Genomic DNA, 19,601 nt, shown 5'->3' with positions numbered 1-19,601 from the left:
GATTTTCATCTTTTCGATGGATCGATCTCGCTATAACGATCGCGACTTTGGTTGACAATTGCATATGATCAAATGCCTCAGAAATAAAAGAAGACATCAAAGAATTTTGCAATTGCACCTTTTCTTTTTTTCAATCGTATTTGTGGATGAAATCGGATGCCTTATGATGATGCTCTTCCTGCCCAAGGCCCTGGTTTGGCAAAGTGGACTGGTGTTAGCCCTCTCGCTGTTCGGATCCAGCGTCGGGATGGAGCGATCGATGGGAGATCAACCTGTAACGATTGCCCAAGTACAAGAAACTGAGCAGAAACAGAAAGCTGATCGATTATTCAATCAAGGAGTTCAGCAATACCAAGCAAACCAATATGAGGCAGCGATCGCATCCTGGGAAACGGCACTGAAGATTTATCGAGTGATTGGCGATCATCTAGGTGAAGCACTGGCACTGAACAATCGCGGCACTGCCTATCGTTCCCTGTCACGCTACGAGGCAGCAATTCGAGACTACAATCAAGCCTTACCCATTTTCCAAGACGTGAAAGACCGCAACGGTGAAGCACTGGCACTAAACAATCGCGGCACTGCCTATCTTTACCTGTCGCGCTATGAGGAAGCGATTCGAGACTTCAATCAAGCCTTACCCATTTTCCAAGACGTGAAAGACCGCAACGGTGAAGCACTGGCACTAAACAATCGCGGCACTGCCTATCTTTACCTGTCGCGCTACGAGGAAGCAATTCGAGACTTCAATCAAGCCTTGCCCATTTTCCAAGACGTGAAAGACCGCAACAGCGAAGCACTGGCACTGGCGAATCGCGGCACTGCCTATTTTTATCTGTCGCGCTACGAGACAGCAATTCGAGACTTCAATCAAGCCTTGCCCATTTTCCAAGACGTGAAAGACCGCAACAGCGAAGCAAAGGCACTAAACAATCGCGGCACTGCCTATCTTTACCTGTCGCGCTACGAGGAAGCGATTCGAGGCTTCAATCAAGCCTTGCCCATTTTCCAGGATGTGAAAGACCGCAACAGCGAAGCAAAGGCATTGAACAATCGCGGCCTTGCCTATCTTTACCTGTCGCGCTACGAGGAAGCGATTCGAGGCTTCAATCAAGCCTTACCCATTTTCCAAGACGTGAAAGACCGCAACGGTGAAGCAAAGGCACTGGCGAATCGCGGCATTGCTTATCGTTCTCTGTCGCGCTATGAGGAAGCGATTCGAGACTTCAATCAAGCCTTACCCATTTTCCAGGAAATAAAAGACCGCAACAGCGAAGCACTGGCACTGAACAATCGCGGCGATGCTTATCGTTCTCTGTCGCGCTATGAGGAAGCGATTCGAGACTACAATCAAGCCTTGCCCATTTTCCAGGATGTGAAAGACCGTAACGGCGAAGCAAAGGCACTGAACAATCGCGGCAATGCCTATCTTTACCTATCACGCTACGAGGCAGCAATTTTGGACTTCAATCGAGCCTTGCCCATTTTCCGGGACGTGAAAGACCGTAACGGCGAAGCAACTGCACTGAATAATCTCGGAGTGGCTCAGTTCAAAACCCAGCAGTTGCCCCAATCAGAACAGTCTCTCCGCAGCGCGATCTCGCTCTATGAAAGCATTCGCCTTGATCGCCTGTCCGAGGAAAATAAAATCTCATTCTTTGAGACGCAAGCTAGCAGCTATCGCATCCTACAGAAAGTTCTGATCGCCCAAAATCAACCTGAAACGGCTCTCACCATCTCTGAGTGGGGACGTACCAAAGCCCTCGTCGAACGCCTCAGCCAACAACTTCAACCTAATACACTCCTGACTAGCCAAGCGCCCAACCTCAAAATGCTTAAGCAGATTTCTCAAACTCATAATGCAACCTTGGTCGAGTACTCGATGATTTATGATGGCAAGGAAAAGCAACTCTACATCTGGGTGATTCAACCCAATGGAACGGTTAACTTCAAAGCTGTGGAGTTAGCCGATGTTTTGCCGAAACAGTGTGCTTCGATTGCTCAACTCATTGGCAATAGTCGTGACTCGATTGGGGTTCGCAGTCCTGAAGGCGACTGGGTTGCCGCAGACCCCGCTGCCAAAGCTAATCCTTGCTTACAAATCGATGCAGACGAGAACTTCACAACATTACACAACCTGTTGATTGATCCGATCTCTCAATATCTACCTACTGACCCCAATCAACAGGTTGTGTTCATTCCTGATGATGTTCTCTTTCTTGTTCCCTTCCCCGCACTCAAAGACGCAAATGGCAAGTATCTGATCGAAAAGCATACGATTCGCACTGCGTCTTCAATACAACTGCTCGACAAAACTCGTGCCCTCAAATCTCGTCCCAAAGGCAAGGGTACGCTGATTGTTGGCAATCCCCTCATGCCCAATGACCCGACTGCATTACAACCCAAACAACTCACAAACTTACCCAATGCAGAACGAGAAGCTAGAGCGATCGCTCCTCTCTTCAATACGAAAGCAATCACCGGAAAGAACGGAACCAAGAATGCAATTCTTCAGCAAATGTCCAATGCAAGAATCATTCACTTGGCAACACATGGCTCATTCTACGATCGTAACGGCTTCAAGAGTTGGCTTGCTCTCGCCCCTTCTGGTAAGGATAGTGGCATCCTCACCGCAGAAGAGATTGCCCAGATGCAACTGAAAGCTGAGTTAGTTGTATTGAGTGCCTGTGATACTGGACGGGGCAAGATTACGGGCGATGGTGTGGTAGGACTGTCGAGATCGTTCATTGCAGCAGGAGTGCCCAGTGTGATTGTCTCGTTGTGGTCAGTGCCTGATGCGCCGACTGCGGATTTGATGGTCGAATTCTACCAGCACCTTCGATCGAATCCCGACAAAGCGCAGGCCCTCCGACAAGCCATGCTCAAAACCATGAAAACCCATCCCAACCCCAAAAACTGGGCAGCCTTTACGCTCATGGGTGAAGCTCAATAATTATTCAAACTGAGAAATTCTATGAAACGTCGTCATTTTATTCAAGCTACAGGCGCAACCGCAACCACGATCGCACTGCATTCCTTCTTTGCTCAACTCGATCGTTATACTCAAGTCCTTGCCCAAGATGCGCCCCGCAAATTTGCCCTATTAGTCGGAATTAATGAATATGAGGATAGCGATCGCGGCTTTCTCCAACTCAACGGCTGCACGACTGATGTGGAACTGCAAAGGCAACTTTTGATCCATCGCTTTGGATTCGAGCCAGACAACATCAAAACTCTTAAGGATGCAGAAGCAACAAGAGAAGGAATTCTACAATCCTTTGAAACTCACCTCATCAAGCAAGCAAAACCAGGTGATCTAGTCGTTTTCCACTATTCCGGTCATGGTTCTCAAGTCATTGACCCGACTCCAATTAACGGAAATCGATTCAATAGCACAATCGTTCCCTATGGAGCCGAACAACCCAACCCCGATGGCACCATCAACGACATCATGGGCAGAACGCTATTTCTGCTGATGAGAGCGCTCCAGACCCAAACCGTCACCGTCGTCCTCGATTGCTGCCATTCTGGTGGTGCAACCCGTGGTGCTGGACGAGTCCGATCGAGCAATTCTACGGGAGACTACTACCCCAGTAGAGCCGAACTAGGTTATCAAGAAAACTGGCGCAAACGGCTGAATCTTGCTCCCGCACAACTGCGAGCCTTAAGAGCCGAATCTGTTGCCAAAGGAGCCGTACTTGCCTCTGCCGATCGCACTCAAGAAGCCGTCGATTTTGATTTTCCGGGCTTTAGTGCAGGAGCCTTCACCTATTTACTCACCCAGTATCTTTGGGAGCAATCAGGGAGTTTTGGTGACCTCGAAACCGTTCTCCCTCGATCGCTCTATTCCCTCATCAAGTATCGCCAGCAACCTGTTTTTGAGCTAGAACAGTCCGCCTTCAAAGCACGCCCCCTCTATTTCCTGTTACCTCAACGCCAATCGGCTCAAGCTGTGATCAAAACGATTCGGAATGGTCAGGCAATAATCTGGCTCGGTGGGTTAGATCCGATTTCGCTCAATGCGTTTGCGATCGGTTCAACCTTCGCGATTTTAGATCAAACCGCACAGAAAACCGGAACCGCAATTCTCAACACTCGCGAGGGCTTACAAGCCACAGCAACCCTGCAAGGAAAAGCCCAACCTGGCGCATTTTTACAAGAAATCGAACGAGTCATTCCCAACGATCTACGCTTAAAAATTGGCATTGATCCCTCGATCGCTCAACAAACCACCGAAGTTCAAACCATTCTCAACCAACTCAATCGCGTCGAAGCAATTCCCGCTCAAACTGGAAACATTCCCTATCCCAATGGCGTGGATTACATCATCAGTCGGATTACTCCTACCCATCTCGCTCGAATTCAAACTCAGCCCAAACCTCCCCTCAATGCGATCGCACTGTTCACCGCTAGCTTAGAATTTCTACCCAACACCGGTACAGTCGTAGACCAGAAACCCCTCTCAACCGTGATTCAAGAGAAACTCGCTGCACGAATACAGTCTCTCGTTGCCGCTCATATCATTCGTCAAACCCTAAATCCACGTACCTCAAATCTCAAGCTAGAAGTCCAACTTCAGCACCAAGACCAACCCAATGCAGTTATCGCAAGCGCCGCAACTCAGCGCCAGAAATCTGCATTGACGAACAATCCAATCCAGGTAAAAACTGCCTTTCAATTTAAAGTGCTCAATCGAGAAGCAACGCCCCTTTATCTCCTGATTGCGCTCGTCAGTCCGAGTGGACGCCTATCGATTCTCTTTCCCAATCGCTTTACAGAGGGCAACTTAAACGAAGTTAGCCAAATTACGCCTGACGTTTCTCGACTGGTACCCGATCGTGATGGGGGGGATAGCTTTAAATTTGTCTCGCAACTAACAGGACGGGGAGAAGCTTTGATTCTTGCGAGTCGCACTCCCCTCGATCGCGTCTATAAACGGCTCCAATCCTTGGCAGCAGAGCAATCAAACCAGAATGCTCCACTTCAAGGTGAACGCGGCGGAGATGCGATTTCAGAACTCCTTTCTGATCTAAGTCGCAGTGAAAATTCTGCTTACACAATCAATACCAATGACGTAGCAACATTGGCTATTCCTTTTGAGATCATTTGATCCTATGACAGAAGTTTGCGATCGAGCTAAATCTCAGAGCCGAAGCAATCCTCATTGTCAAACCATTCTTCTGATTGTGAATTGGGCAACCTCTCTTCAGAAGGTCGGGTTTCTGCTAGGCCAAGATTAGGTTGAGTATCGACGACGAGAAAACGTTTGCGCCCTTTCATCAGCTTTCCACCATCGAAGCCATAGACATCCCCCTTGTATCTTAGAGAAGTGGCAGACCGCTGCGCCTTGAATTGCTTGAGCATGAATCAGGATGGGGTTCTCTATTTACTTTTTCTTCCACCCCACTCTCTGCAGTTTAAACCGACTTGTGTGTACACGGTAGGTTTTTTAAGCGGGGGAGTAGTCAATTACAATTACAGAGTTATGAGATGAATTTGGAACAGCAGCAAGTTCAGGTGTTTATCGATCTAATTCAACAAGCGGTTTGCTGTCCGGTCTGCGTTCAGGTTGCTAATCGAGTGCATAGCCATCACAAACGAACCATTGTAGTTGATTCATTCTTGACATTGAGAGATTTGCTTACGGCGAGCGATCGCAGCAGCAATCTGCTCAAGTTGTTCCTCCAAAACTTCCAGTGTTTCATCCGACAGTACTGCGATCTGCTGAAGCCAATGATCCAGATCAAGTTGAATAGGCATCGCTACCGAATCTTGCTCTTCGCCAAAATCAGAACTTTGAGTCTGTGAATCTGATAGTAGATTGGGTGGGATAACAGCAACTTTCGTAGGAGGTCGCTGTGGAATGGGAAGAATTGAAGTTTCAACTGGAAGTTCTGTACGGACAGATGGAAGGGGATCAGCATTGCTTTCGTGCCGGTACTGATTACAACGCAGAGGCATTTCATGAATGCGATCGAGACTCAGTGTATCTCTATAAAATCCGCACCAAGCTCCATATTGATTACCTTCATGTTGAGAGTCGTGCCATCGGCAATCTCGGCAAGTTGCTTTTTCGAGATTTAATTGAGCCAGTAACTCTGTGGAAGTCGCTGCGATCGTTCGAGGATTATTTGCAACCAGTCGCTCGGTTTTTGCTCTTCCTTCTTGATCCCACCACCGCATTAAGGAAGCTGGAGACGCGATCGTAAATTGCTTATTCACTCCAGGAATTTGACTATCAACCACAACTCGCTCTGGCCGTTTTCGGGCTGGAGCAAGCTTCACTGACCAATGTGGATGGAGTAACTCGACCACTTGTTCAAATTGCGATTTAAGCCGATGAGCTTTCCATTCGGTGTATTGTTTATTGATATCACTATAGTTCCGAAACCAGTGCGCTACACCGTCCCGATCAACTAAGAAAAATGGATGTTCTTCCTCTGGATCTTCTAGCCGTTTTAACTCACCCCACGGCTCTATCAAATTCCGCTGAGCCATGAACTTTTCATCCGCTTCAACTGCGATCGCCCTTCGATGCTTGGAGATAATTTCACCAACCGCTTCTTGGGTGAGTTCTTCTCCATTCAGAATCCGCATGACAAATTCTTCGCGAGCAGATTTTGGCGCATTCGTAGAGGAGATTTGATTGAGGATACGGACATCGATCGATTCAAAGAAAATCTTTGAGTTCGTAGATTCAAATGGTTGAAAAGCTTTTGCAGTTGCCATTGCTGCATACAGCGTTGTGCGTTTCAGTCCTGTCTCATTCACTGCCCACTCAATGCAGTCTTTCGTTTTCCCACGTCCGTTAAAAAACTCACGAGCCGCAATCAATTCTTTGCCTATCTCGTAAATATCGATTAGCATTCGCCCAACACGATGGCGAATTCTGACAGCAATTTCAGCAAGTTTATCCTGTTCAGGTGTTTCTGGAGTCTCAGGTGTAGGAGGCTTTAGGATTGTCGTGATTCCATCTGACATAGTTCTATATTTGACTGCTTGAAGTTTGATCAGCAGCCGAATGACTTAATTGCAAGTCCGGGAATTAACAGATTGAGCAGCACTATCTGAGAAGTCAGGTGACTTTTTAGTAATCATATCAAGTTCAAGAAATTTGACTCTATAAATTTGAAAAAATCTACGCTTTGTTCAGTATCGCCGCTAGAATAAAGGCTGGAATGACTTTTTATCAAACAGTTTATAAAAAAATCCAACCTGTCGGACTTTTTTATAAATCGCTCTAAATAGAGTTATTCTTATCGCTAAGTTCTTCTGCTTCAGCAAAAGTCTATGATTTGCTCAAGAGTAAGCAGGTTTATTGTGATGAGCTAGAGGCAAGCGATCGTAATGATGCGTCAGCAAGTCAGCATAGAACGATATACAGACCAAGAAATTCAGTTCCTGATCAATGCGCTAGAAGTCTTACTAGACAGGAACTTTGAAGATGCTGAATTTGCTCTGACTGATGCACTATTACATGATTTTAGTCTGGGATATGAGGAGATTGCTCAAGCTCGTGGATATAGTAAAAACTATTTGCGCGGACAAGTTGGTCCTCGACTGTGGCAAGACTTATCCAACGCTTTTCAGAATGTCTTTAGTCAACCTATTAATAAATCCAGCTTTGAAAGGTTTATCAATTATTTTGCTGAACAATTTAACTTATCTGGAGATATTGATGCGAATCAGATTAGAGTGCAGCTTAAGCTTGAATCATCAGATACGATCGCAGTTCAGCGCGCAGACACTCTCGCACAGATTTATGGACGCAATACCGAACTTGCAGAGTTATCAGATTTACTTTCAAATTACCAGTGTGTATCGCTAGTTGGAGCGATTGGAGTCGGAAAAACATCGCTCGCTTCCCATTGGGTGCAGTCGTTTGGACAAAATCAGTTTGATGTGGTGATTTGGCGATCGCTCATCCACGCACCAACCCCAGAGTTACTCGTAGATGATCTCATCAGTGCATTTCGCCAAACTCCACCAAAATCATTCACTTTATTTGCTGAAAAGCTGAACTTCTTGATGACGTTACTTCAGCGACAGCGATGCTTAATCGTGCTAGATAGCGCAGAATCTATTATCCAAACGACCGCGATCTCAGCCCTTAATACTTACGGTGATTTGCGAGATTACAATCAACTAATTCGCTACATCGTTGAGCAACGGCATCAGAGTTCTTTACTATTGCTCAGTCGGCAACGATTTAACCAGATTGTTCGGTTGAATCACTCTAAACGATCTGCACAGGAGATGATGCTTTCAGGATTGGCTCTTGAAGCGGCTCAAAAGATTTTAGCGACTCATCAACTAAAAGACCAGTCAAGCTGGAATGCATTGATTGAAATGTATCAGGGCAATCCTGGACTATTGATGCAAATTAGTCGATACATTCAGACCTGCTTTGGGGGTCGGGTTCGTCATTTTTTACGGTGTGGTACGATCGTCGTCCCAGACGAAGCATCTAAATTGTATTTGGAGCAGATCCATCAGTTGAGTGAGAGCGATCGCATTGTGTTGCTTGATCTCGCGACTCAAAATGCGCCTGTTCAACTCTCTGAACTATATGGTGTTGTGAAATCACGATCAACCCTGATTAAGTCTCTAACTCGTCTTGTCGAACTTTGTTTAGTGGAGCGACGAGAGATTGAATCTGATAGTGAAACTGAGTTTGTTTTTAATTTAGCTCCAGTTGTCAGAAAGATTATCTTGGCGCATTCACCCTAAATCAGCTAGTATCACATAGTGCGATTTTATTGCCTTATTTTGTGTGTACTGTATCAACCCTGCTTGTCCGGAGCGCCAACAGTCTGGAGCGATCAGAGATTACTGTCCAGCTTGTGGAACATTATTAATTCTCGAATCAAAATATCAAGTTATTCAACGGATTACCCAAACACCTCAAACCGAGGTGTTCAAGGTCAATGTACTTGATCAAGATGAACAAAAAATTCTAAAAGTTCTTGAAACAACAGACGCAAAACAGCTAGAGCTTTTTGAACGAGAATACGCTGTTCTTTCTTGGCTAGATCATCCAAATATCCCTAAAGTGGATATCAATGATTACTTTGTTGTCAATACACCTGCTGGGCGATCGCTGCATTGCTTAGTACTAGAGAAGATAAAGGGTGAAACACTAGAGCAGTGGGTTGCCCAAAACGGAAGAACTTCTGAATCGATTGCACTAAAATGGATGCGGCAGTTATGCGCGCCTGAAAATTTACAAGACCTTCCAGGCGTTTTGACTTATTTACATTCTCACAATCTAATTCATCGTGATCTTAAGCTTTCAAACCTGATCCTACAACCTAATGGTGAGCTAGCTTTGATCGATTTTGGTGGAGTGCGAGAACTTGGGCAGACAGATGCGATCTCATCTAATCATCCGACGATCATCACTTCGCCAGGTTATTCACCTCCAGAGCAAGTGAATGGACAAGCAACGATGACTTCCGATTTCTATGCTTTGGGGCGAAGTTGGGTGAGTTTGCTTACTGGAAGAAATCCTATCGATCTGATCGATTCACAAACGAATCAATTGCGTTGGCGACATCATGCCCCTCAAGTTTCAAAACCTTTTGCTGATTGGTTAGATGCAGTGATGTCAGCGTCACCTTACCAGCGACCGCAATCTACAACTGAAATCTATACTTACCTCACTGAGAAGTTACCTCAACAGATTCGAGTGAGTCGGAGGATTAATTCTTGGTGGTTTAAAGTGTCGATCGCCAGTATTTCTGCTTCGCTGGTGTTTGGAATTGGTTGGGGAGTCAGCCTCTGGATATCGAATGACTATCTCCGAAAAGGAGCCGAAAACCTCCGAACAGAACAGTATCAATCTGCTCGGACTGATTTTGAAATCGCGCTGAAATGGAACGATCGTTCAGCCATTGCCCATAATAATTTGGCGTTGTCTTGCTATTACGTGGGAGATGATGAGTGTGCGATCGCACATTACACTCGTGCGATCGCGCTTTCACCGGACTACTGGGAGGCTTACTACAATTTGGGATCAATTTACGATCGACAAGAACGCTACGATTTAGCATCAGCCCAATACATGAAAGCCGCAAACGGTTCACCAGAAACCAAAGCTCAGGCAATCAATAACCTCGCAAGATTAAAGAATCGACAGCAGCAATATATAGAAGCAGTTTCGCTCGTGCAATCTGTCATTCAACTGACCCAAGCAGAGCAGACTTTAGCATCTCTGCGCAAAAATCTAGGATGGGCATTATTTAGATTAAATCGTTTTGAAGAAGCACAGGCAGCACTAGAGCATGCTTTATCGCTGGATGGTTCACGAATTGATACTTATTGTTTACTGGCATTCGTGAAACAAGCTAGAAAGCTTGAGTCGGATGCTGAAGTCAAGACATGCCTGTTTTCAGCCACGAAATCCCCACTTCCGGAAGTTAAAGAGTGGCGAATTCAGCTTGCAAAACGAGGCTTCTAACTTCGTGCAGTAATAGTAATCTTTATTCCTTTCTACGCCTCAGAATCGAGAGTATTGATTACTATAGATTTAATCGTGTTCGTATTGCGGTACGGTTCTCGAAAGCATCTGCCACTACTCAGGTTGAAGTCGTTGAATGAAAGAATATCGTGATTCGTTTTGTCAATCTAAAGATTCTGCTGATGGGGTGCTTGGTCAGTAACGCGAGCGCTAGTTTCCTCTCTGCTGCATATTCTGCGCCTCGGCAATGTGTTCCGATCGCTTACGTTCTCACAAAGAGTGATCAACGCTTCAAGCCTGGGGATGTGCTTTGTGTTGGAGACAAAATCGAACTGCGAGAGGCACGATCTCTTCTCGTGCTCTGCTTCGCAACAGGGAAAGTTGTAGAGCTATGGAATGGGCAAATTGCGCCAACTGGATGTGGCATTTCTCAAGAAGACAAACCTCAAGCGTGTGGAAACAATCTAACATTCTGTGTTCGTCCGCGTGGGAGCATTACGGCTCGATTAAAAATTACAGAACCTGACAGCAATATTACTAATCTTCGTCCTGAATTTAGCTGGCAAGAAATTCCTAGCGCGACGAGTTACCGAGTTCGGATACTTGGAAATGTGGCATGGAGCAAGGCAACAACGCGGACCCAACTCAGCTATCCAACAAATCAGCCATCGCTTAAACCTGGAAGCGCCTATCGCGTCATTATCAGTGCATATCGAGGGAACCAAATGATTCTGAGCGGGGAGCAGACCTTGAACGTGCTTTCTCCTAATCAGGCTGCTCCAATTAGTACAAAAGCTGACCAAAAATAAGGATTTGAGTAGGCTGAAGTTTGACGGAGTTTCATCTGAGCTTGCTGAAGTGCGATTTCGGCAGTTTGTCCTGATTTCAGATTTTCATAGAAATGCCGAATGAATATAGCGGTTGCAGTATCATCGATTAGCCATAGGCTTGCCAGCGTTGTTTTTGCACCTGATTGGGCTGCAATTCCAGCCAATCCTAAGGGAGAGCGTTTATCCCCCTGCGCAGTTTGACAAGCACTGAGAACCAGAAGATCAAGACCTGCGTTCGGCTGAAACCTTGATTTGAGTAAACTGCTAAACTGCGGTGCAGTAATTAACTGATCCCATCCGATCAGAAATGTTTCATCAGGGGATGAGCTAAACTGTCCGTGAGTTGCAATGTGAACGATGTTATGGGACGACTTGCTGAGATCGGACTGAAACTTTGCTAGAGTAAACCGCTCGTTTAATAGCTTTGTTACTGGCAAAATAGCTTGGATTGCTTGTACTTCGGATTCGACATTAGAGAGAGGAAGTTTTAGCGATCGCACTCGCGGATCTTGAAAGCTAGGGCTAGGTTGACTGAGTGCCGCGACCAGGGCAGTCAACTTGTTGTCTCTGTGCGGTGTAGCTCGAAGTTGAGAGCCGATCGACAAAGACATTGGATAATGGGCAATTAGATAATCTGTTCCATCATGCAGTAATCCGAGCGGAATTCCCTGAAAAGCAGTGTCCATGATAAAAACTAACGAAGACTTCTCATCGACCAATTTTGCTTGCTCAGCAGGTGCGATCAATTGCCGATATAGAGGCTCACTGTAGCTTCTGAGAACTGATTCACTTGGCAGTTTGAGTTCAGTATCTTGCACCGCATTTTGCAGATTGAAGATAAGCCCATCTACGCTGTTTCTAACAGTTTCCGCATTTGCAGTATAGTACTTCATCTGATTTTCGGTTTGAACAATCACACCAACGGTTTGATCGAGATCGAGAATATAGAACAACGTTGATTTTGATGTTGGAGATTTTTGAGAAAGAGGCATAAGTTCAAGTTTGCCACACTGTAAGAAATTCTCAAGTTCTGCTAACTTCAAGCGCTCATAGGTTTGAATGACACGCCGCAAGTTTGGATTGGGTTGGCTGACCAACAACGCCATGAAATCACGATAAATTGGTTCTACCTGATCCTGAAAGGAAAATTGCAGATCTGGAGTAATCGACAGTAAATTTCCCCGTACTTGATCTAGGCTGTCGATCGCAGCACCATAATATTTCAGCGCAGATTGAATATTGTCTTGCTGCTTGGCAATGAGAGCCAACTCTTTCTGCCATTGATACGCTACATCCCAGGCTGAGATTGATTGTGCGATCGCCATTGCTTCTATCAGTTGAGTTTGTGCTGTACTAAAGTTCTTAGATTTAGCTGATATCCGTCCCAAAGCACCCAGACTAAAAGAGATTGCACGTTGATTTTGTAGGTATTGAGATGCCTGAAGGGCTGCGGTCGCTTCGCTCCATATAGCGTTCGCAAATGATTGTGCAGTTTTTTCCTCTGAAAATTCAAGCAAGCTATTGACTAAATTTAGTCGGGCATAGATTCGATCAATTTCTGAAAGCTCTGTAAAGTCAGATTGTAATACGATCGGCAAAAGTACCTTACGTCGTTCTGTAACTGTTTGAGCAAGTTTCTGCAATTCTGGTAAGTCATGGCTCTGTTGAGTTTGAAGCCATTTTGTTAAATTGGCAAGAAAGCTTAATTCGTTCAGTTGTGCAATCTCGCGAGTTACATCAGTACGAGCAGCCAATTGATAGTACTGAAGCGCTTTTTCTACTTGATTGCAAAGTTGAATCAAAATAGTGCCAAATTCATCAAAGGCAGCAGAGCGAGCTAATTTAGCGCGAAGTTGAAGAAAAGAAGCACGTTCAAGATTCCCAAAGCTGAGATAGATTTCTTGAATCGATGGTTGCTTTGAAGTTTGTTTGAGTAAGGTTTCAAGCGCGACCTTTGCATTGGGAAAGTCACCAATGAGCCGGAGCATTTCACTCAGATGATAGAGGGCTAACTGACTGATTGGAGTGAACTGAAGTTGCGTAATTACGGTAGTAAATTCTTGTGCTGAGGTATTGGAGCGATAAAGCTGTTTGAAGCAGAGCGAATCAGACAATTTCAGCACATCTCTTGCGAGGACTTGACAGGCTTGTGGGAATTGACCGAGCGATCGCATTGCCAAACTTTGATTCACTAAGTTTCCAAGTTGCCCATCTTGAGAACCTTGCTGATGATATAGTTCAGCGGCTCTCTTCCAAGTCTTCAGGGCCGTAGCAGCATCTCCAGCATTGAAGTGAGCAAAGCCTTCATTTGTCAGCACAGACGCATCAATCGGTTGATTGACTTGAGCGCGGGCAAAATTACCGATCTGAGGCAACCATGAAAGCCCAACAACTAAGCATAGCCCCATGAAAAGAGAAATCAGAATACGATGAATCCGACTCACGGTGAAGAACTCCTAAATAAGCAGCGTTAAAAAGAGAAATTGTATTGAACTGAGAAGTCAAATTGATTCGCTTGGGGGCTTTGATTCTCCAGGGTCGTCAATGGAAAGGCGTAGTTTGCTCGAACTTGTAGATCGTTCTGAGTCCACTGCAACCCCAATCCTAGAGATGCAAGCGTGTTGGAATCATTTCCATTCCTGTTCCATGCTCTACCCATATCAACAAAAGGAATCAGGAGCAGGCTTGTCGAATCGTTGCGAAGTAATCCGATTCTAAATTCAGCTGATCCGAAAATTCCGTTATCATTTAGAGCCGCGTTCTGCGCATAACCCCGCACAGTAGATGAGCCACCTAAACTAAATTGCTCTGCGGGAACTAAAGCATGGTCACCACCTGGAGCGAAGCTAGCGCTAAATTGCAACTGCGATCGCAAGAAAAGATCAAGTTGAGAATTAACCCGTTGTAACCATAAAACTTGTCCTCTCCAGCTGAGAAATCGGCTATCTGGAGCGCCACGATTGATCGTTGAGTTTAGAGCATTAATTCCGAAACTGAAATGCGATCGCGCAGCGAAAACAGAAGAATCGCTACGTTGTGTCCACTCTTGGAAAAGCCGAATCGCTGAGATCCGAGTTCGTCCCTGATCATCTGCACCTGGAGACAATGGAAAGGGAACACCTAAGATTGAGGAACGGCTTTCACTATGAGAAGCTGTAATGCCAAGCGCAAGTTCTTGGATTGATTCTTCTGTCGCTCGTTGAACAATTGGCTGACGGAAGGTTAGATCGTAAAATGTTGAACTTGAGCGGATATCTGCTTCATCAAAGGGTTCCTCAATAATTCGGCTATTTAGCCACGTTGCACTTAGCTGCACAGTTCCGTTTTGAACATTGACAGGAATCGTGTAGGTTGTGCCTATCGTATTGCTGCCATTAGTGTTGGCGTAGAAGAGACTGAGATCATCACCCAATCCTAGTAAGTTGGCTTGTTTTAGATCAATTCGTCTTTCTAATCTTCCAACAAGTTGCGATCGCTGATTATTCAACTCCATAGAACCGCTAAACGTTGGATTTGTTAAAATTTGCACGTCTAAAATCCGCGTATTGGGTTCAGTACCAGGATTGAGAACGGCTGAAATTGTTCGGATGCGCGGATCTGCCTGTAGAAGTCGAAGCGCTTCAATCAAACGCTGCTCCTGCAAGATTGGATGGGTTGCTCGTTCGAGGCGAGATTGAACATATTCGGCGAAGCGATTGTCGCCCGTGACTCTGATTTGCTCAACCGTACCTTCGACAACTTGAATCGTTACGATCGCAGCCTGCGGATCAAGTGCCTCATTTCCTGCTTCTGGAATGAATGCACCTGCAACGAGATAGCCACGATCTACATAGAATCTCCGAATCGTCGCACTCGCTTGAAGTAGTTCAGCAATGCTAAGGTCGCGCCCAATAACACTAGCAACAACTTCACTCAGTTGTTGTTGTGTGAAAACCGTGTTTCCCTGAAACCTAAACTCTTTGACTCGTATTGTTCGAGGAGAAGGAGTTTGTGGCTCTGGCTGAGAGCTAGGAGCATTGATAATCTTATGAGGACTGACGCGAGGCAGAAGCGGCGGTGGGGCCGCTGGAGTCGCTGGAGGTAAATTTAAACTGGGAATCGGTTGAAGTGGAAGGGCTTGAGCTTGTACCACAGTTAACAATACAGTACCCTCAAACAACTAGAGGTGATCTTGAAGTGGTGATGCCCCATCTCTAGCTTAAGCCCGTAGTTCAGGATATGCAAGTTAGCAAAAAGGAGTAACGGTTGCATATGGAGTGCCGCGTCCTGCAACTACGAGCCTTATTGTTTTTTGATCGGGGTTAAGTACCCAATCTTGAATTTCAGTTGGAGGATTTGATCGAGAAATTGGCTGCGCTCTCACTGTAGAAGCTGGAACTTTTGGCAGCCATCCTCGGCGACTACTGAGTGAATCAGTTGGATTGCTTGGAATTCCGCCTGTTCCGTTATCGATCAGCGTACTAGCACGAGGATCGGCTTGTGAGGGGCAAATTGTCGCAATTTTAGAACCTTCGGGTGTGGGTAAAACTCTTAAGCTCGATCGCTGAAGTTGGGATTCAAGTGCATTAATTTGAACCGTTCCATCGAATTCAGGTCCACGATCGGAGGTTGCGCTAATTAAGCTACTGCGGTCATTAAACACGCCTTGAGCCGTGATTTGAACATTGCCACCTCGTCCGCGCTCCGCGTTGGCGCTAATGCGACTATTGTTTAATACAGCCAAGACACCCGAAGTTAATCCAATACTGCCTCCGTTTCCGCCTGCCCCTGCATTCGTCGTAATCTCACTTCTATCCCTTATCCATAGCTGATCTGCATTTACTACAACGTTTCCGCCGTTACCACTGAAGGTAGAAGCTGTGATTGCGCCTCCTCGATTGAGTTGAATTTGATTCGCATTCAGCTTCAGTTCACCAGCATCCCCGATTCCTGCATTTTGAACCGTGATTCGGGCATCCTTGACCTGAATTTTGGGACTATCAATCGTTACACTTCCAGCCCGACTCATTGAAGTCAGAGAGAAATTTGTAACTTGCTCAGTAAATAGATTTCTTAGTCCGCCGCCTGAGCCAATAATGCTGGAAACAGGACGATCGACCTTAACACTAGAGGGATCAATTTGAAATCGAAGCAGCCCCTGTCGCACTTCAGGTGTTAGTCGCGGATCTAAATCGAACTGAGTAGGGCGAGCCGTTCCTTCTACAGTCACAGATTCAGAAGCATTAATGGTTACCGTTCCTGCTTGTCCAGAAACTAAGGATACTGTTCCAAATTGAGCGCCATTCGTTACTCTAAGCTGTTGAGTTTGAACAAAAATATTGCCGCTATTAGCTGAACTCACTGAATTCGAGCCTAAACTTGTGGGGAGAAATGTTAATGCAGCCGATGGAAATGTATTCGCGACAACAGCAATCCGTAAGTCGCCACCATCTAGTGATAAGGTTTGGGAGTTGATAGAAATATTACCTGCTTGACCCAGGTTATAGGTCGTTGTGTAAATCAATCCACTTCTGGAGACTTCAACCTGATTCGCATTGATATCAATGTTTCCGCCCCGTCCAATTCCGTAAGTTGAAGTTGTCATGCTACTTGCGATCGCTGCCGCTTCGGTCTCCGCAATTCCCTGAATATCAAGGCGATTCGCTTGAACTTGGATATTCCCAGCATTGCCATTTCCTAATGTAAGCGCAGAAATATAAGCAGAATCAGTTAAGCGGATATTAGGACTGCTCAGTAAAATATTTGCGCCAGTGCCAGAGGTTGTGAGGCTGGTAATCGATCTCGAAATCTTCTGGACGAGAGGCAGCTGATCTTGACGATTGAAGGAAGTTAGTCCAATGACATTGATTTGCTGGTCAGCTTGTAGCTCAATGTCGCCAACAGTCCCGATTCCGGTATTTTCAATGACGAGCAAGGAAGCATCATTGAGATTGATTGTGCTACCACGCAACCGAATAGCGCTAAACCGATCGCCTGTCGTATCGATCGCAGATTGTTTCAACAAAGAAATACTTCCAAGTTGAGCGCTCTGAGGATAGTCAAATCTGAATCCAGATGCAGTATTACTCAGTCCAACAATTCCAGTTTTCACACTTCCAATTTCAACTTGCCCCGCAGGTGCAGTCAGTAGACCGCCGCTTAGCACTACATCCCCGCCGATTAGCGCAAGAGTTTGATTGGGTTGAACTCTTAGCCCAGATGTTGCTTGTCCTTGCCCGGTGAAGGCAAGACGACTCGCGAATCCACCTTGTAAGGAAGTGACAAGCTGCTGATGTCCTGCTCCATCGACTTGAATTAGAGCCGGGTTCGTAAAGGTTAATCCAACAGGAGCGCGGTTTGAAAAGAGAGGTGTCGGAGATTTGGCACTGAATTGAGTACGATCCTCAAACTGTACTGCGTCTGCTGTTGTTGCAAGAAAGGAGCCTCCGATATTCAACTGAGCGTTTACCCCAAACTGAATCCCATTGGGATTGATCAAAAACAGATTAGCGATTCCATTTGCTCGCAGAATGCCATCAATGATTGAAGGCTGACTGCCAGTGACACGAGAGAAAATATTCTGAACATCTAGCCCATTATTGAACAGGACTTGTCCACCTGTTGGAATTGAAAATTCTTGAAAACTGTGAAATAGATTGCCACCTCGCTGAATTCCCCCACTGATAATACAGTTTGTACAACCTAGAGTCACTTCAGATGGGGTTAGAATAGTTTTGTCCGGAGTCACTTGACTGATTCCAGCATTTGCTGAGACTAGCCCCATTCCAAGGCTTAGAATGAAGGCAGAACTAAGATTCCGCAGCATAATTGTTGAAAGATTATTTGTTCAGGAATAAGGAGATGGTTGATGCCTGATTTACCGATCGGACCCGAAGTGCCTACCCTGTTTTGGCAGCTTCAAGGCATCCTCAATCCTCTATCGTTGCTTCGAGAAGCTCACGATCGCTATGGTGACATGTTTCGGTTGCCCTACACAGAATTTACTGCAATTTGTGTGAGTAGTCCAACGGGATTGCAATCGATTTTTTCAGCATCTTCGGAAGTTTTGTCCTCTCATCAACGCGGCGGAATTTTCGATCTGATTCTGGGACAAAATGCTTTGGTATTCCTTGAAGGGCGTGAACATCAACGTCACCGTCGTTTGATTGTGCCATCATTTCATGGTGAAGCACTGAATCAGTGGGGGCGAGACATCTGCTCAACAACAAAGTATGTATTCGATCAACCTCAGTATCAAACAGTGCTACCGCTTCGACAACCTTTGAAAGAAATCGCTCTGCGTGTGATTTTACAGGTATTGTTTGGCGGACTAAGAACTCCGTTACTTCGAGAGCTATATCATCTTCTGTATAGTTTCTTTCAGGATGTAGAATCGCCACTGAGTGCTGTTGGAATGTTATTTCCAGCACTTCGCGTTGATCTAGGAAGTTGGAGTCCTTGGGGGCGATTTCTTCAACAAAAGCAGCAGATCAATCAATTGATTCAACAGCAGATCGATCGTCAAAGAACCTCGACTTTGCTAGAAGCACATCCAAGTGTGTTAGCGATGTTACTACAAGTCCGAGATGAATTTGATCAACCGCTGAGTGATGATGAGATTCGAGATGAACTACTGATGCTCGTTTTAGCAGGATATGAAACGACGACTTCTGCGATCGCTTGGGCGTTGTACTGGATACATCATGATTTAACGGTGCAAGAGAAGCTAAGGCAGGAACTAGAGGGAATTGATGATCCAATGGAGATTGCTCGACTGCCTTATTTGAGCGCGGTTTGTCATGAAGCTTTGAGAATCTATCCAGTGGCGATCGGGTGTTTTGCGCGTCAGGTATTGCAGCCTTTCTCGATCGATGGCTATGAATTACCAATTGGGACAGTGATTTCTCCCTCGATCTATCTTGCTCATCATCGTGCAACAGTCTATCCAGATCCCGATGCATTCCGCCCAGAACGCTTTCTGTCTCAACAGTTTTCGGCTTATGAGTACTTACCTTTTGGTGGAGGATCAAGACGATGTGTGGGTGGAGAATTTACCAAATTTGAGATCAAGTTGATCGTGGCAACCACGTTGAAGCAGATGCGGCTTCAGGCATTTGATTCAAAACCTGTCCTTCCTATTCGATACGGCATTACAATGGCGCCCCCAGTCGATCTGAAACTTAAGGTTCTGCCCCGTTAACTTATTGAATCTGTGTGACAGAACATAGATGAAAAAATTTGATTGCAGAAGTACATTACTTTCGCTAAAATCCCGATTAAAGTCAGGTGACTTTGTTTCTCTACTAGGATTACTTTGACAAATCAGGCACAGC

11 protein-coding genes are annotated in these 19,601 nt (G+C 45.6%); 6 read left to right on the top strand and 5 right to left on the bottom strand.

Going from position 1 to position 19,601, the window contains the following annotated elements:
• Positions 1-163: 163 nt before the first annotated feature.
• Entirely contained in the window at positions 164-2,953 is a 2,790-nt protein-coding gene (locus OU814_RS27130) for a CHAT domain-containing tetratricopeptide repeat protein (RefSeq protein ID WP_326498334.1), read from the top strand.
• Between the two features lie 21 nt (positions 2,954-2,974).
• Positions 2,975-5,110 carry a caspase family protein gene (locus OU814_RS27125; RefSeq protein ID WP_268242719.1) on the top strand — a complete coding sequence of 712 codons (2,136 nt, stop codon included), beginning with the start codon at positions 2,975-2,977 and terminating at the stop codon, positions 5,108-5,110.
• Positions 5,111-5,136: 26 nt separating this feature from the next.
• Here OU814_RS27125 and OU814_RS27120 read toward each other — a convergent pair whose 3' ends face one another.
• Positions 5,137-5,364, bottom strand: a complete 228-nt coding sequence (locus OU814_RS27120; RefSeq protein WP_268242837.1) for a hypothetical protein — start codon at positions 5,362-5,364, stop codon at positions 5,137-5,139.
• 252 nt (positions 5,365-5,616) lie between these two features.
• Entirely contained in the window at positions 5,617-6,981 is a 1,365-nt protein-coding gene (locus OU814_RS27115; RefSeq protein ID WP_268242718.1) for a hypothetical protein, read from the bottom strand.
• 366 nt (positions 6,982-7,347) lie between these two features.
• On the opposite strand from OU814_RS27115, the gene OU814_RS27110 reads away from it, so the two are divergent.
• The 3 genes from OU814_RS27110 to OU814_RS27100 all read left to right on the top strand — a co-directional run bounded on the left by OU814_RS27110 (position 7,348) and on the right by OU814_RS27100 (position 11,268).
• The gene (locus OU814_RS27110; protein ID WP_268242717.1) at positions 7,348-8,730 is read left to right on the top strand and encodes an NB-ARC domain-containing protein; all 1,383 of its coding nucleotides are present in this window, start codon (positions 7,348-7,350) and stop codon (positions 8,728-8,730) included.
• Between the two features lie 43 nt (positions 8,731-8,773).
• The gene (locus tag OU814_RS27105) at positions 8,774-10,459 is read left to right on the top strand and encodes a protein kinase domain-containing protein (RefSeq protein ID WP_268242716.1); all 1,686 of its coding nucleotides are present in this window, start codon (positions 8,774-8,776) and stop codon (positions 10,457-10,459) included.
• Positions 10,460-10,608: 149 nt separating this feature from the next.
• Positions 10,609-11,268, top strand: a complete 660-nt coding sequence (locus OU814_RS27100; protein ID WP_268242715.1) for a hypothetical protein — start codon at positions 10,609-10,611, stop codon at positions 11,266-11,268.
• Here the strand turns inward: OU814_RS27100 and OU814_RS27095 are convergent.
• The 3 genes from OU814_RS27095 to OU814_RS27085 form a co-directional block, all read right to left on the bottom strand.
• Positions 11,229-13,733, bottom strand: a complete 2,505-nt coding sequence (locus OU814_RS27095; protein WP_268242714.1) for a CHAT domain-containing protein — start codon at positions 13,731-13,733, stop codon at positions 11,229-11,231. The two genes, OU814_RS27100 and OU814_RS27095, sit on opposite strands and share 40 nt — an antisense overlap.
• Positions 13,734-13,759: 26 nt before the next feature.
• On the bottom strand, positions 13,760-15,421 hold the full coding sequence (locus OU814_RS27090; RefSeq protein ID WP_268242832.1) for a ShlB/FhaC/HecB family hemolysin secretion/activation protein: 1,662 nt from the start codon (positions 15,419-15,421) through the stop codon (positions 13,760-13,762).
• Positions 15,422-15,514: 93 nt separating this feature from the next.
• The gene (locus OU814_RS27085) at positions 15,515-18,094 is read right to left on the bottom strand and encodes a two-partner secretion domain-containing protein (RefSeq protein WP_268242713.1); all 2,580 of its coding nucleotides are present in this window, start codon (positions 18,092-18,094) and stop codon (positions 15,515-15,517) included.
• 42 nt (positions 18,095-18,136) lie between these two features.
• Between OU814_RS27085 and OU814_RS27080 the strand changes: the two genes are divergently transcribed.
• Positions 18,137-19,468, top strand: coding sequence for a cytochrome P450 (locus tag OU814_RS27080; RefSeq protein WP_268242712.1), 1,332 nt, complete (start codon positions 18,137-18,139; stop codon positions 19,466-19,468).
• The last annotated feature ends 133 nt before the right edge of the window (positions 19,469-19,601 follow it).

The organism is Leptolyngbya sp. GGD (assembly GCF_026735145.1).
Lineage (GTDB): Bacteria > Cyanobacteriota > Cyanobacteriia > Leptolyngbyales > Leptolyngbyaceae > Leptolyngbya > Leptolyngbya boryana.
Note: the sequence above shows the minus strand (reverse complement) of the source record. Positions and strands in the feature narration are given on the sequence as shown.

Bases quoted from the DNA above. Each gene is read 5' to 3' on its own strand.
- OU814_RS27125 (WP_268242719.1), top strand. From the start codon at position 2,975: ATGAAACGTCGTCATTTTATTCAAGCTACAGGCGCAACCGCAACCACG.
- OU814_RS27110 (WP_268242717.1), top strand. From the start codon at position 7,348: ATGATGCGTCAGCAAGTCAGCATAGAACGATATACAGACCAAGAAATT.
- OU814_RS27080 (WP_268242712.1), top strand. From the start codon at position 18,137: ATGCCTGATTTACCGATCGGACCCGAAGTGCCTACCCTGTTTTGGCAG.
- OU814_RS27120 (WP_268242837.1), bottom strand. From the start codon at position 5,364: ATGCTCAAGCAATTCAAGGCGCAGCGGTCTGCCACTTCTCTAAGATAC.
- OU814_RS27130 (WP_326498334.1), top strand. From the start codon at position 164: ATGATGATGCTCTTCCTGCCCAAGGCCCTGGTTTGGCAAAGTGGACTG.
- OU814_RS27115 (WP_268242718.1), bottom strand. From the start codon at position 6,981: ATGTCAGATGGAATCACGACAATCCTAAAGCCTCCTACACCTGAGACT.
- OU814_RS27085 (WP_268242713.1), bottom strand. From the start codon at position 18,094: ATGCTGCGGAATCTTAGTTCTGCCTTCATTCTAAGCCTTGGAATGGGG.